Annotated in this window: 11 protein-coding genes; 5 read left to right on the forward strand and 6 right to left on the reverse strand. The window is 71.6% G+C overall.

The annotated features are described in order from the left end of the window. Nucleotide 1: 1 nt before the first annotated feature. On the reverse strand, nucleotides 2–1279 hold the full coding sequence (locus R2B67_RS21315) for a M6 family metalloprotease domain-containing protein (RefSeq protein ID WP_317820264.1): 1278 nt from the start codon (nucleotides 1277–1279) through the stop codon (nucleotides 2–4). Nucleotides 1280–1570: 291 nt separating this feature from the next. On the opposite strand from R2B67_RS21315, the gene R2B67_RS21320 reads away from it, so the two are divergent. Continuing rightward, nucleotides 1571–2239, forward strand: a complete 669-nt coding sequence (locus R2B67_RS21320) for a TetR/AcrR family transcriptional regulator (protein ID WP_237326399.1) — start codon at nucleotides 1571–1573, stop codon at nucleotides 2237–2239. Nucleotides 2240–2389: 150 nt separating this feature from the next. Continuing rightward, on the forward strand, nucleotides 2390–3949 hold the full coding sequence (locus R2B67_RS21325; protein ID WP_018515783.1) for an MFS transporter: 1560 nt from the start codon (nucleotides 2390–2392) through the stop codon (nucleotides 3947–3949). A gap of 62 nt (nucleotides 3950–4011) precedes the next feature. On the opposite strand, the gene R2B67_RS21330 is transcribed toward R2B67_RS21325, so the two are convergent. After that, nucleotides 4012–4524: a MarR family winged helix-turn-helix transcriptional regulator gene (locus R2B67_RS21330; protein WP_381074709.1), complete on the reverse strand. Its 513-nt coding sequence runs from the start codon at nucleotides 4522–4524 to the stop codon at nucleotides 4012–4014. A 251-nt stretch (nucleotides 4525–4775) separates the two neighbouring features. Here R2B67_RS21330 and R2B67_RS21335 point away from each other — a divergent pair, with 251 nt between their 5' ends. Then, nucleotides 4776–5558 carry a dioxygenase family protein gene (locus R2B67_RS21335; protein WP_317820269.1) on the forward strand — a complete coding sequence of 261 codons (783 nt, stop codon included), beginning with the start codon at nucleotides 4776–4778 and terminating at the stop codon, nucleotides 5556–5558. A 20-nt stretch (nucleotides 5559–5578) separates the two neighbouring features. Here the strand turns inward: R2B67_RS21335 and R2B67_RS21340 are convergent, their stop codons facing one another. Continuing rightward, complete coding sequence (locus tag R2B67_RS21340) at nucleotides 5579–6703, reverse strand: questin oxidase family protein (protein ID WP_317820271.1); 1125 nt, start codon at nucleotides 6701–6703, stop codon at nucleotides 5579–5581. A gap of 522 nt (nucleotides 6704–7225) precedes the next feature. On the opposite strand from R2B67_RS21340, the gene R2B67_RS21345 reads away from it, so the two are divergent. Further along, nucleotides 7226–8227, forward strand: coding sequence for a sigma-70 family RNA polymerase sigma factor (locus tag R2B67_RS21345; RefSeq protein WP_109978191.1), 1002 nt, complete (start codon nucleotides 7226–7228; stop codon nucleotides 8225–8227). 235 nt (nucleotides 8228–8462) lie between these two features. Here the strand turns inward: R2B67_RS21345 and R2B67_RS21350 are convergent, their stop codons facing one another. Beyond that, the gene (locus R2B67_RS21350; RefSeq protein WP_317820272.1) at nucleotides 8463–9467 is read right to left on the reverse strand and encodes a helix-turn-helix transcriptional regulator; all 1005 of its coding nucleotides are present in this window, start codon (nucleotides 9465–9467) and stop codon (nucleotides 8463–8465) included. 62 nt (nucleotides 9468–9529) lie between these two features. On the opposite strand from R2B67_RS21350, the gene R2B67_RS21355 reads away from it, so the two are divergent. Further along, nucleotides 9530–11089, forward strand: coding sequence for an MFS transporter (locus R2B67_RS21355; RefSeq protein WP_317820273.1), 1560 nt, complete (start codon nucleotides 9530–9532; stop codon nucleotides 11087–11089). An 85-nt stretch (nucleotides 11090–11174) separates the two neighbouring features. Here R2B67_RS21355 and R2B67_RS21360 read toward each other — a convergent pair whose 3' ends face one another. Then, the gene (locus R2B67_RS21360) at nucleotides 11175–11921 is read right to left on the reverse strand and encodes a DUF6227 family protein (RefSeq protein ID WP_317820274.1); all 747 of its coding nucleotides are present in this window, start codon (nucleotides 11919–11921) and stop codon (nucleotides 11175–11177) included. Between the two features lie 220 nt (nucleotides 11922–12141). Continuing rightward, a complete protein-coding gene (locus R2B67_RS21365; protein ID WP_317820276.1) occupies nucleotides 12142–13302 on the reverse strand; it encodes a P1 family peptidase in 1161 nt (386 codons plus the stop codon). Nucleotides 13303–13360: the final 58 nt, after the last annotated feature.

The raw sequence follows: 13360 nt of genomic DNA on the forward strand, positions 1-13360 counted from the left end.
CTCACGGCCGGGTGATCCGTACCCGGTAGTTGCCGTCCCCGTCCTCGTCCAGCACGGATATCCGTACGCCGTTGGCGCGGTCCGTGTACGTCTGGCCGGGGCGGAACGGCGCGTCCGAGAGTTCCGCGTGCACGTTGGGGCGCCGGGTGCAGCCGCCGCTGTCCTGGGTGGCGTCGGCGACCGAGACCGGGCCCTGGCCGGTGTCCACGTCGGAGCTGACCTTGTAGATCAGCACCCCGGGCCGGCACACCGCCTCGTCGTTGCCCGCCGCCGTACGGACCTCCACCGCGTAGCCGGACTGGGCGCTGAGCGGGACGAAGGCGAGCTTGGTGCCGCCCGCCGTGGCCAGCGGGCCGAGCGTGTGGTCGCTGACGCCGGGCTGGGAGGCGCAGCTGATCTGCTCGTTGTCGAGCCAGCCGAGCTTCCACTTGTGCCAGCCCAGGAAGTCGTTGTTGGCGCCCCAGTCCTCGGACATGATGTCCCAGTGCCCCACCGAGCCGCCGCCCTCCATCGTGTAGAGGTCGGGCAGGCCGAAGACGTGGCCGTTCTCGTGCGGCAGGACGCGGTAGCCCGTCTGTGCGTACGACCCCGAGCCGTCGTCCTGGCGGCTGTAGACGAACGACGTGTTGGCGAGCGGTACGCCGTCGGCGGTCGGGGCGTCGTCGTTGCCGGAGAAGGTCACGGAGAGCACGGTGTCGAGGGCGGAGGGGCCCGCGTTCGGGGTGACGAGGACGTTGACCAGGTCGTACGCCGAGAAGTCCACCAGCGGGTCCGCCGCCGCGACGAGGTCCTCGACCAGCTGGCGGTAGCCCGGTTCGAACGGTGAGCCGCGCTCTATCCCGTACTCCGCGAACGGCATCGGCATCCGCAGCCACTCCTTGACGGGGGCCTCGGGGCGGTAGTCGAGGCGGCCGTAGGAGCTGGTCGTGAACCAGTCGGAGGTCTGCGGGAAGAACTCCGCGAACCGGTCCGCCGCCGGATCCGTGCCCTCCGCGTCCGGGAAGTCGATCATCAGGTTGAGCGCCCTGACCTCGCCGGTGGAGCGGGCGTAGCCGGGCGGGGTGGGCATGCCCAGCGACATCTGGACGCCCATGGTCGTGGCGATCCGGCAGGGGGCGACCGCGGAGTCCTCGGCGGTGGCCGCCGGGCCCGCCGTGGCCTTCCCGGCCCCCGGAAGCGTGGTGCTCGCCGTCGCCATGGCGGCTATGACCAGGGCGGTCGCTCCGGCCAGGGCGGCGGGGCGGCGGTGATTGCGTATCCGGTGGCGGGGCTGCTGCATAGAGGCGCCTTCGGGTCCGCGGCAGCCGGCCGACCCTGACTGCGCTCTGGCGATCAGCCTGTGCCGGGCGGTCGGGGGGCGCTCGCTGGGGTGCGCCGATCGGAGGGTTTTCGCCGTCAGAGGGTGTGACTCAGGTCACAAGGGAACGCGGAAATAAGCGGGGAGGGTCTCCCCGTTTGCATCGGTGTCCCCCTGAAACGGGGATCTGGTCCCCGGTTACGGGTGGGGGTCACTCAGCTACACATCGTCCAGCTATCCATCGCCGATCAGAGAACGGGAAGGGCCGCAGCCGTGGAGACCGTCGCCGACACCGACACCACCGCACCGGCAGCTCAGCGCCGTACGCCCCGGCCGAGGGCCGACGCGCTGCGCAACCGTGAGCGGATCGTCACGGCCGCCCGTGAGCTGTTCGTCGAGTTCGGGCCGGATGTGCCGCTCGACGACGTCGCACGGCGGGCGGGCGTCGGGAACGCCACGCTCTACCGGAACTTCCCCGACCGCGCGGCGCTGACCCATGAGGTCGTGCTCGCGGTCACCTCCCGCACCACCGCGAGGGCCGAAGAGGCCACCGCGGCGGAGGCCGACCCGTTCGCCGCGCTCAGCCGGTTCGTGCACGCGGCCGCCGACGAACGGATCGGGGCCCTGTGCCCGATGCTCTCCGGCGTCTTCGACAAGGACCACCCCGACCTGCTGGCCGAGCGCGACCGCCTCGAAGCGGCTGTCGAGGGGCTCGTGTCGCGCGCCATGTCCGCGGGGCGGCTGCGTACCGACATCGCCGTCGGTGACGTACTCGTCGCCCTCTCCCAGCTCACCCGGCCGCTGCCCGGCATCGCCTGCCTGGACATCGACCGCTTCACCCACCGCCATCTGCAGCTGTTCCTGGACGGACTGGAAGCCCCGGCCCGCTCCGTGCTGCCCGGATCGGCGGCCACCCTGGAGAACCTGAGGCGCCGCGACTGACGCCTGCGCTGTCCCGGGCTCCAGCCCCGTAAATCAACGTCCTTTTACGTTCACGCACTTACGTACTCCATCACGCGTACGCCAGCACGTACCCGCGACTGACCTCGCGACGTCCTCGGCGCCCTCACATGTCCCTAGGTGGCTACTCCCATGGCAAAAACCGCTGACACCCCGCTGTCGAGAATCGCCGGCACCGGGCTTCCCGATCCCAGCCGCTGGAAGGCCCTGGCCTTCATCGCGCTCGCCCAGCTGATGGTCGTGCTCGACGCGACCATCGTGAACATCGCCCTGCCCTCCGCCCAGACCGACCTCGGCATCTCCGAGGGCAACAAGCAGTGGGTCATCACCGCCTACGCGCTCGCCTTCGGTGGTCTGCTCCTGTTCGGCGGCCGGATCGCCGACCTCTGGGGGCGCAAGCGCACCTTCGTCGTCGGGCTGATCGGCTTCGCGCTGGCCTCCGCGCTCGGCGGAGCGGCCCAGAACGAGGCGATGATGTTCGGCTCCCGGGCCCTGCAAGGTGTCTTCGGCGCCCTGCTCGCCCCGGCGGCCCTCTCCCTGCTCGCCGTGATGTTCACCGACGCCAAGGAGCGCGCCAAGGCCTTCGGCATCTACGGGGCCATCGCCGGTGGCGGTGGTGCGGTCGGGCTGATCCTCGGCGGCTTCCTCACCGAGTACCTGAACTGGCGCTGGACGTTCTTCGTCAACATCCCGTTCGCCGTCGTCGCCGCCGTGGGCGCGTACTTCGTGATCCGTGAGCCCTCCGGCACCCGCAACCGCTCGCCGCTGGACATCCCCGGCGTCGTGCTCTCCACGCTCGGCCTGGTCGCCCTGGTCTACGGCTTCACCCGCGCCGAGTCGGCCGGCTGGTCGGACGGTCTGACGATCACCATGTTCATCGCGGCCGCCGGGCTGCTGCTGGCCTTCGTCGTGGTCGAGTCGCGGGTGAAGTCGCCGCTGCTGCCGCTGCGCGTCCTGACCGAGCGCAACCGCGGCGGGGTCTACCTCTCGCTGGGGCTCGCCATCATCGCGATGTTCGGGCTGTTCCTCTTCCTGACCTACTACCTGCAGATCGTGAAGGGGTACTCCCCGGTCAGGACCGGCTTCGCGTTCCTCCCGATGATCGCGGGCATGATCACCGGCTCCACCCAGATCGGTACCCGGCTGATGACCCGGGTCCCGCCGCGGCTGCTCATGGGCCCCGGCTTCCTGGTCGCCGCGATCGGCATGCTGCTCCTCACCCAGCTGGACCTGAACACCAGCTACGCGGCCGTCATCCTGCCCGGCATGCTGCTGCTCGGCCTCGGTATGGGTACGGCGTTCATGCCGGCCATGTCCCTGGCCACGCACGGCATCGAGCCGCGTGACGCGGGGGTCGCCTCCGCGATGGTCAACACCTCGCAGCAGGTCGGCGGCGCCATCGGCACCGCTCTGCTGAACACCATCGCGGCCGGTGCCACCACCGCCTACATCGCCGACAACGCGGCCCGCGCCACGGACCCGAAGCTCCTGGAGCTCCAGGCCATGGTCAGCGGCTTCGCCAGCGCGATCTGGTGGGCGGTCGGCATCCTGGTCCTCGCCTCCGCGATCGCGGTCGTCCTCATCAACACCGGCCGCCCGGGAACGGGTGCGGCCGGCGGTACGGGTGGCGCGTCCGGCGGGAACGCCGAGGGCGCCGAGGACGAGTTCCGGATTCCGGTCGTCGCCCACTGACGCCGTCGTCCCCGACGTACGACCCTCTGCCCTGGTTTCGCGGTCTGCCCTGGTTCCGCCGCTCAGCGGAGCCAGGGCAGATCCGCGTCCGCACCCTCCGGTTCGAGCCCGGAGGCGAGGACGCGCATGATGTCGCCGAGGCTGCGCACCTGCTCCGGCGTGAGCCGGTCGAACAGCGCCTGCCGTACGGCGTCGACATGGCCCGGCGCCGAACGCCCGAGCATCGCGTAGCCGTCGTCGGTGAGCACCGCGTTCTGGCCGCGCTTGTCGGAGGGGCACTCCTCACGCCGCACCCAGCCGTTCTTCTCCAGCCGGGCGATGGCGTGCGAGAGCCGGGAACGGGTGATCTTCACGTTCCTGGCGAGCTCGGTCATCCGCATCCGGCGACGGGGCGCCTGGGAGAGCTGGACGAGCAGCCCGTAATAGATGTGGGGCATGCCCGCGTCCCGCTGCAACTGGCGGTCGAGGTGGTCCTCCAGCAGCGTGGTGGCATGCAGATAGGCGCGCCAGACCCGCTGCTCCTCGTCGGTGAGCCAGCGCGTCGCGCCGGTGGATGCCGTGGATGCCGTGGTCATGTGCTCCACTGTACGACCTTTTCTTGAAAGTTTAACTAGATAGGGCTAAGGTCTCTGGAAGTAGGAACTTGAAGGTTCAAGAACCTGGCCGGATGGGATTCCGCAGGAGCCCTGATCAGGAGCCTGATTTCGCCCTGATGGCGCCCTGATTTCGCCCTGATATCGCAGGGCCCCTGTAGAACCATCCCCCGGGATCCGGAATCCATGATCGATGCCGAAGGCAATGTCAGGTCCAGTGGATGGGGAGTGCCATGACTGTCACCGCGGAGCGCATGCCCGCCCTCTACCTCTCGCACGGCGCCCCACCGCTCGCCGACGACCCGGTCTGGCCCGGCCAGCTCGCCGCCTGGTCGGCCACGCTGCCGCGCCCCCGCGCCATCCTGATGGTCTCCGCCCACTGGGAGGAGGCCCCGCTCGCGCTCGGTGCGGTGGAGCCGGTTCCGCTGGTCTACGACTTCTGGGGGTTCCCCGAGCACTACTACCGGGTACGGTACGGCGCCCCCGGGGCCCCGCAGCTCGCCGACAGCGTCCGCAAGCTGCTGCGCGGCGCCGGTACGCCCGTCCAGGACATCCCGGACCGGGGGCTCGACCACGGGGCTTACGTACCGCTGGTGGAGATGTTCCCGGACGCCGACATCCCCGTACTCCAGATCTCCATGCCGACGCTCGACCCGCAGAAGCTGATGGCCATCGGGCGCAAGCTCGCCCCGCTGCGCGACGAGGGCGTGCTGATCGTCGGCAGCGGCTTCTTCACGCACAACCTGGCCGCCCTGCGGCACACGGGCGGCGGGGTGCCGGGCTGGTCGGCGGAGTTCGACGACTGGGGCGACCGCGCGCTGCGGGCCCAGGACGTCGACGCCCTGCTCGACTTCGAGCACACGTCCCCCGCCGGACAGCTGGCCCACCCGCGCACCGAGCACTTCGCCCCGCTCTTCGTGACGCTGGGCGCCGCCGAGGATGAGCTGGACCGGGGGCGGAGCGTCATCGACGGCTTCTGGATGGGGCTGGCCAAGCGCTCGGTGCAGTTCGGCTGAGGCCGCTCGGCACGTGCGCCTCACCAGGCTGGCGTGTTCAGCTCGATCGCGCGGCCGGCGGCGACGAGGGCTGCCGCGTCACCTACGTCCAGTGCCGTGTCGGCGAACTTGATCGTGTGGTCGTCACCGTGCGCCGCGGCCCGCTCGAACACCTCCTGCGGGTGCTGCGCGGCCGATGCGGCCTGCGCGACCGGTGCGGCGTGTGCGGCTGGCGTGGCCTGTGCGGCCTGTGCGGCCTGTGTGGTCGGCAGGTGTTCCGTGACCGGCTGCGCCTCGCGGGGCCCGTAGGCGGAGGTCACCGCGGCGCTCGCCGCCCAGGCCGCGCGCAGGCTCGGCGTCCACAGAGTGCCGGGGAGCGCGGGCAGGGTGCGCAGGACCGCGTTGGGCGCGGTCGCCGCGTGGACCAGCATGATCGGATCGGCGTGGCCATGGGTCGCGTAACGGTGGGTGGCGGCCCGGACGAGCTCCTCGATCGCGGCGCGTGCCGCCTCCGGCCCCGCAGGGGCCCGGCCGGGCCAATCGGGGAAGCCGGTGAGCCCGGTGAGCTGCTCGAACCGGCTCCTGATGCCGCCGTCCTGGTCGGCGATGAGGGGCACCCGGTCCAGGGCGGCCGCAGCGTCGGGGGCCGGGGCGAGGCGCGCCAGGGCGGGCAGCGGCTGGTGCCGGGCGGCCCAGTAGCCGAGGGCGTGAGCCAGTTCCCGTACGCGCGGGGCGGTCTCCTCGCCTTCCAGCAGTGTGCGTACGGCGTGACCGACCCGGATCACCCCGTGCGTGGCGCCGGCCGCGATGCCGGGCAGCAGCCGGGGCCACCACTCGGCGAGGACGGTGCGCCAGGGGCGATCGGCGGTCTCCCGCTCGAAGAACGCCGTCCAGTCTGCGACGCGGCTGATGTCACCGAGGGCCTCCTGCCAGTTGAGGGCGGTCACCGGCGCGACGGACCCGGGCATGTCCTCCAGCTTGGGCCGGTAGGTGTCCAGCCAGCGGTGTGCGACCCGCGCGTGCCCGTGCCGTACGAGGGCCTCGATCGCCATCGGCGCGTGGTTGCTGAGCCAGCCGTCGCGCTCCGGCCCCGAGAGGTGGATGCGCTCCAGGGCCTCGTCGAGGGTGCCGGAGGTGTCCGTGGGGTTGCGCTGCGTGTCCGTCATGGGCCTCACGGTAGGGGCGGGGGCGGCCCGGCGGATCGGGCTGAGGTCCCGGCCGGCCACGGCCGAGGCCTCCTCCTGCGGACCTAGGGCCCGGGGCGGTGCACCGCACTCCGCACCACGTTCCGCGGAGACAGTGCGGACATCGCGAGCAACCCCGAGGCGATACGGATCGTCTTCCGGGGTAGACGCGAGGTCGGGGACGTCCGGAACGTTCGGAGGGCCCGGGGCGTACGGAGGTCCGGGCGGCCTGGTCCAGGGGTGTGGCCTCCTGTGAGCGCCGCCTCACCGAAACGGAGTCGCGAGCTCCCCGCCACGGCTCGCCGGTACCCCTCGGTTCGGTGTCTGACCTGCGCTTACGGGGGTATCCGCGCCGGGTTTCCGCCGGTCGGCGCCGGACAGGGTACTGGATGATCGCGAAAATGAATGGGCGGCATGGGAATTCTGTCCGGATTCCAGTCGTTGTTTCCATCGGATGCAGGGCACCCGAAAAGGTGTCGCGACCTACTCAGCAAGGGAGCACGCATGGCAACCCGTGCCGTCGCCCGTCGTTCGTCCACCACCTCCGGTGGGACCGACCGGGCAAGCAGTGTTCGCGCCGTGGGCGGGGAAGTCGCCGATCGCGACCTGGTCGGCATGTACCTGGACGAGATCGCTCGTACACCGCTGCTCGACGCCGCCAAGGAAGTCGACCTCTCCCAGTCCATCGAGGCGGGCGTCTACGCCCAGCAGATCCTCGACGGCGAGGTGGAGAGCGAGGCCGGTGGCGCGACGCGTGAAGAGCTGGAGGCGCTGGTCGCCGAGGGCGAGCGCGCCAAGGACATATTCATCCGTTCCAACCTCCGCCTCGTCGTTGCCGTGGCCCGCCGCTACCCGCGCGCGGGGCTGCCCCTGCTCGACCTGATCCAGGAGGGCAACGCGGGCCTGGTGCGCGCGGTCGAGAAGTTCGACTACGCGAAGGGCTTCAAGTTCTCCACGTACGCGACGTGGTGGATCCGACAGGCCATCACCCGGTCCATAGCCGACCAGTCCCGCACGATCCGGCTCCCCGTCCACCTGGTGGAGGAGCTCGGCCGGATCCGCCGGGTCCAGCGCGAGTTCAACCGGGAGAACGGGCGCGATCCCGAGCACGCGGAGATCGCCGCCGAGCTCGACTCCAACGCCGAGCGCGTGGGCAACGTCCTGGACTGGGCCCGCGACCCGGTCAGCCTCAACATGTCGGTCGACGACAACGGCGACACCCAGTTCGGTGACCTGCTGGAGGACACCTCCGCCGTCTCGCCCGAGCAGTCGGTGATGACCCTCCTGCGCAGCGAGGAGCTGGAGGACCTGATCGGCAAGCTCGACAACAGGACCGCCTCCATCATCAAGATGAGGTACGGCATCGAGGACGGGCGCGAGCGGACGCTGACCGAAGTGGGCAAGCAGCACGGCCTGACACGGGAGCGCATCCGCCAGATAGAGAAGCACGCACTACTCGAATTGAAGCGAATGGCTCACGACACGGGCTTTGACGCTGCGGCGTGAGCCAATAACCCGTAACCTCCCCATCAAGCCGGTTCGCACCGGCCGACCGACCGGATCATGCCGGTCACCGACCGGTTTTCCCGACCGGTCCCCGGAACTGAGTCCCGGCGCCCACCCCCCCCGGCGTCGGGGCTCATCCATGTCCGGCCCCATGTCCGGCCCCGCTTCCGAGTCCGCCTCCGCATCCGAGTCCGCCTCCTGGTCCGCTTCCGGGCCCGTCTCCTGGTCCGTTTCCTCATCCCTTCCCGTGTGAGGCCGCGCGGGTCAGGCGGGCGCCGAGGCTCTCCAGGTACGCCACCAGCTGCGGCGGCCCCTGCACCGCGAACTCGCAGTCCACCAGCGCCAGCCGCAGCGCCGCCCACTCCAACGAGTCCGTGGACGAGGACCGCAGCCGGCAGCCGTCCTCCCCGTCCGGCCCCGACTCGGGCTCCGGCACCCCGAGCGTCGGAGGCAGCCGGGCCGCCACGAACTCCGCCGGCGCCCGGAACCGCACATCGAGCCGCAGCTCCGGCTGCCTGCCCGCCATCGACCGGGCGAAATACCGCGCCGCGTCCCCGGCCCCGCCCTCGCCGCCCTCCATGGGAAGCGGCCGAGCCGCGAACCGGGCGCCCGTCGCGAACGGCTCGGAGACCCGGTCCACCCGGAACGTCCGCCAGTCCGCCCGCAGCAGGTCGTACGCGACCAGGTACCACCGCCGCCCCGTGCTCACCAGCCGGTACGGCTCGACCTGCCGCTTCGTCTGCGTACCGTCGCCGCTGCGGTACGAGAACCTCAGCGCCTCCTGCCCGGTGGCCGCCGAGGCCAGCGTCGTCAGGGTCTGCGGGTCGATGGTGGCCCCGTCGCCCCGGGTCAGCGGCACCGTGGCGTTCTGCAGCGCCGAGACCCGGTGCCGCAACCGTGACGGCAGCACCTGCTCCAGCTTCGCCAGCGCCCGTACGGAGGCCTCGTCGACGCCCTCGATGGCATGCCCGGCGCCGGCCCGCAGCCCCACCGCGATGGCGACCGCCTCCTCGTCGTCCAGCACGAGGGGCGGCATGGCGGCGCCCGCAACCAGGCGGTAGCCGCCCAGCGATCCGCGCGAGGCCTCCACGGGGTAGCCCAGTTCGCGCAGCCGGTCGATGTCGCGGCGGACCGTGCGCGGGCTGACGTCGAGCCGTTCGGCCAGCTCCCCGCCGGGCCATTCGCGCGGGGTCTGGAGGAGCGACAGCAGTTTCAGCAGGCGTGCCGGGGTGTCGGTCATGGAATCCAGGATGCGCGCCCATCAGGTCATGATCAGTCCTAATGAAGGCTTAGCTTCTTCTCATGTCTTCTTCCGCAGCGCTGCCGGACCCGGCACCGAACACCGCACCGAGCACCGCACCGAGCACCGCTCCGCCCCAGCCCGGCCCTGCCGACCGGCGCCGCTGGTTCGCCCTCGCCATCGTGATGACTGCGGCCTTCATGGACCTGGTCGACGTCACGATCGTCAACATCGCCATCCCGAGCATCACCGGAGACATGAAAGCCTCCGTCTCCGCGATCCAGTGGATCACCGCTGGGTACGCGCTCGCGTTCGCGGCCGGGCTGATCACGGGCGGTCGGCTCGGCGACATCTACGGGCGCAAGCGGCTCTTCCTCATCGGCATCGCCGGGTTCACCGTGGCCTCGGCCCTCTGCGGCCTCGCCCCCAACCCCGACATACTCGTCGCCGCCCGCATCCTCCAGGGTGCGACGGCGGCCCTGATGGTGCCCCAGGTGCTCTCGATCGTGCACGCCACCTTCCCGGCGCACGAACGCGGTAAGGTCTTCGGCCTCTTCGGCGCGGTCGTCGGCCTCGGTGCGGTCTCCGGCCCGCTGCTGGGCGCGCTGCTCACCGAGTGGGACCTCTTCGGCCTCGGATGGCGGCCGATCTTCCTGATCAACCTGCCCGTCGGCATTGCGGGTCTGATCCTCGGCGCCAAGTTCATCACCGAGTCCAAGGCGCCGCGGGCCATGCGGCTGGACCTGGTGGGCGTCGGCCTGGTCACCCTCGCCATGCTGATGCTCATCTACCCGCTCACCCGCGGACACGAGCTGGACTGGCCGCTCTGGGGCCACCTCTCGATGGTGGGCAGCCTGTTCGTTTTCGGGCTCCTGGTCCGGCACCAGCGGCAGAAGGCGATCATCGACGGCTCACCGCTGATCGAGCTGTCCCTGTTCCGGATCAAGAGCTTCGCCGCGGGCATCGCCGTGCAGCTCACCTTCGGCATCGGGCTGGGCATCTTCTTCCTGGTCTGGACCCTGTACATGCAGATGGGCCTGGGCTGGAGCGTCCTGCGGGCCGGTACGACGGGCATCCCGTTCTCCGTCGCCGTCTCGGTGGCCGCCGGGATCTCCGTACAGAAGCTGGTGCCCCGCTTCGGTCGCAAGGTCCTCCAGGCGGGCGCGCTCCTGATGGCCGCCGGGCTGCTGACGTACATCTGGGAGGCCGAGCACTACGGCCTCGCCATCACCTCCTGGCAGATGGCGGTGCCGCTGGTCGTCATGGGCGTCGGGATGGGCCTGATCGTGGCGCCGCTGACCGACGCGATCCTCTCCGAGGTCCCCAAGGAGCACGCGGGTTCGGCGTCCGGGCTGATCAACACCGTCCAGCAGATGGGCACCGCGCTCGGCCTGGGGCTGGTGTCGGTGGTCTTCTTCGGCGCGATCGGTGACCGGCTCCTTCCCCAGGAGCTCGGCCCGGCCTTCGTGAACGCCTTCCAGCAGTCGCTGTGGTGGGTGACCGGAGTGCTCGCGGTGATCTTCCTGCTGATGTTCGCGCTGCCGGCCCGGCCGAAGGCGCACGTGGAGGGCGAAGCGGCCGGCGACGGCCCGCTCGCCAAGGAGCCGGCGCTGAAGGGCTGAGCGGCGGGGCGGCGGGTCGGGACTCCCGGGCGGCGGGGCCCGGGAGCCCGGGCGGGCCCTCGGCCGCCGTGATCCCCGCCCGGGTTCAGCAGATCCTCGTACGGCTCTCCATCGCCGCCCGGGCGGTGTGCTCGTCCTCGTAGACCTCGCACATGTGGCGGCCGTCGGGGGTCGCCGTGTGCTCGACCTCCCACAGGCTCGTCTCGCTGCCGTCCAGCAGCAGGAAGGCGTGCTCGTAGAGCGTGAACCCGGCCTCCTGCCCGTCCACCTGGCACTGGCGCCCGAAGATCTGGGTGATGTGGTGGGCGAAGGCGGACCGGAGCAGCCGCGCCTTCTCCTCGTCCGGGCGGTCGCCGTTCTCCGCGCGGCGCAGGACCCGGCGGGCGTGGTCGGCCGAATTGTCGGGCGCGTACGTCCGGGGGACCGGGACCGGGGGAGCGGACATCAGGACCGTCAGGATCTCCAGGTCCCCCCGGCTGCCCTCGTCACCGAAGGCGGGGGTGTCCGAGAAGCTCCCGGCCAGCCGGGCCGCGGCGATATGGGCGTCGCCCTCGTCGGCGTACAGCTCGTGGCGGCGGGGGACCTGCTCGTCCCGGCCGCCGCCGTGCACCAGCTCCCAGAGGGTCACGTCGGAACCGTCGGTGAGGAGGTAGGTGTGGCGGTAGGTCTCCCGGTGGAGGACGGGGCTGTGGTGCGACGAGTGCAGTGAACTGCTGTGGGCCAGCGCCGAACCGAGCAGGTCGACCGTGCTGTCGGGAAGGTCGAAAGAGTTGAGGGCGCGTCGCAGGAGTCGGTCGAGGTGCTGCTCGGTTGTCTCGTACGGATCGCTCAAGGTGTTGTCTCCAGGCCGTCGCCGCGTGTTACTTGGTGCGTGCTTAACGTAGTCCCTGGGTCTGACATCGTGACCGGGGTTCGTAAAAACGTAAGGCGCCTGAGATAAGTTCCCCGTCTGTTCCCGGCGCATTTCGGGCGGTTGGGGGTGAACTCCCTTGCCCAGGTTGCGAGTCGGGCGCCCGCGCGCCCCTTCACCCGTGCCGCGCGCCCCCGGCGGTCTACGCTTCGGACCGGCCGTCCGACCCCTCCCCGTACAGGTCGGCGTGGGCGAGGAATGTGCCGCCAGGCCCCTGGACGCTCCGGGCCGCGCGCACGGCCTTCACGATCGCGCGGGCCAGTACGTCGGCGCCCGCCGCGAGGATCTCGTTGACCACGAACGGGTTCTCCGGCTCCACTCGCACCCGTCCCGTGGCCAGCGCGAACACCGTGTCCCCGTCGGTCAGCAGATGGACCGGGCGCACCGCGCGGGCCATGCCGTCGTGTGCGGTGCCCGCCAGCTTCTGCGCCTGGGCCCGCACGAGGGCCGCGTCCGTCGCGACGACCGCGATCGTGGTGTTGAACGGCGGGGCCCCGCCCCCGGCCGCCTCCGCCGCCTCCCGCTCCCGTGCCAGCCGTCGTACCGCCGCCGCATGCGTGGCGGGCGCCGGGTACGCGGGCGGCTCACCGGCCCCGTACTCCCCGAACAGCACCCCGGTACGGGGGTCGAGCACCGAACCCGCCGCGTTCACCGCGACCAGGGCGGCGACGGTGACCCCGGAGGCGAGCCGCACGCTCGCCGTGCCGATGCCGCCCTTGAGCTGCCCGGCCACCGCGCCCGTACCCGCGCCCACGTTCCCCTCGGCGACCGGCGTCCCCGGTTCGGAAGCGGCCGCCGCCTCCACCGCGGCCCGCCCGGTCGACGCGTCGGGGCGGGCCCGCCAGTCGCCGCCCCGGCCCAGGTCGAAGAGGGCCGCCGCCGGAACGACCGGCACCACCTGTCCGGGCTCCGCGCCGACCCGGACGCCCCGGCCCTGCTCCTCCAGCCAGGCCACCACCCCCGACGCGGCGTCGAGCCCGTACGCGCTGCCGCCCGTGAGGACGATCGCGTCGACCCGCTGCACCAGGTTGCGCGGGTCCAGCGCGTCCGTCTCCCGGGTCCCCGGCCCGCCACCCCGCACGTCCACGGCGGCCACCGCCCCGCCCTCCGGCGCCAGCACCACGGTCGTCCCGCTCAACGCCCCCGCCCCGCCCACCTGCGCATGCCCCACCCGCACGCCGGCCACATCGGTCAGCGCGTCCAGCAACGGGGCGCCCTCCGGCAACGGCCCACCCTCCGGTGACGGGCCATCCTCCTGTGACGGGGCGTCCGGCAGCGGCGGGTGTGGGTCCTCGGCGGTCATCGGGCACTCCTCGGCTCGGCGGTCGGCGCCCACGGCCGGGCGCAGGCTCGTCCACGTA

The organism is Streptomyces cyaneofuscatus (genome assembly GCF_033109485.1).
GTDB lineage: Bacteria > Actinomycetota > Actinomycetes > Streptomycetales > Streptomycetaceae > Streptomyces > Streptomyces cyaneofuscatus.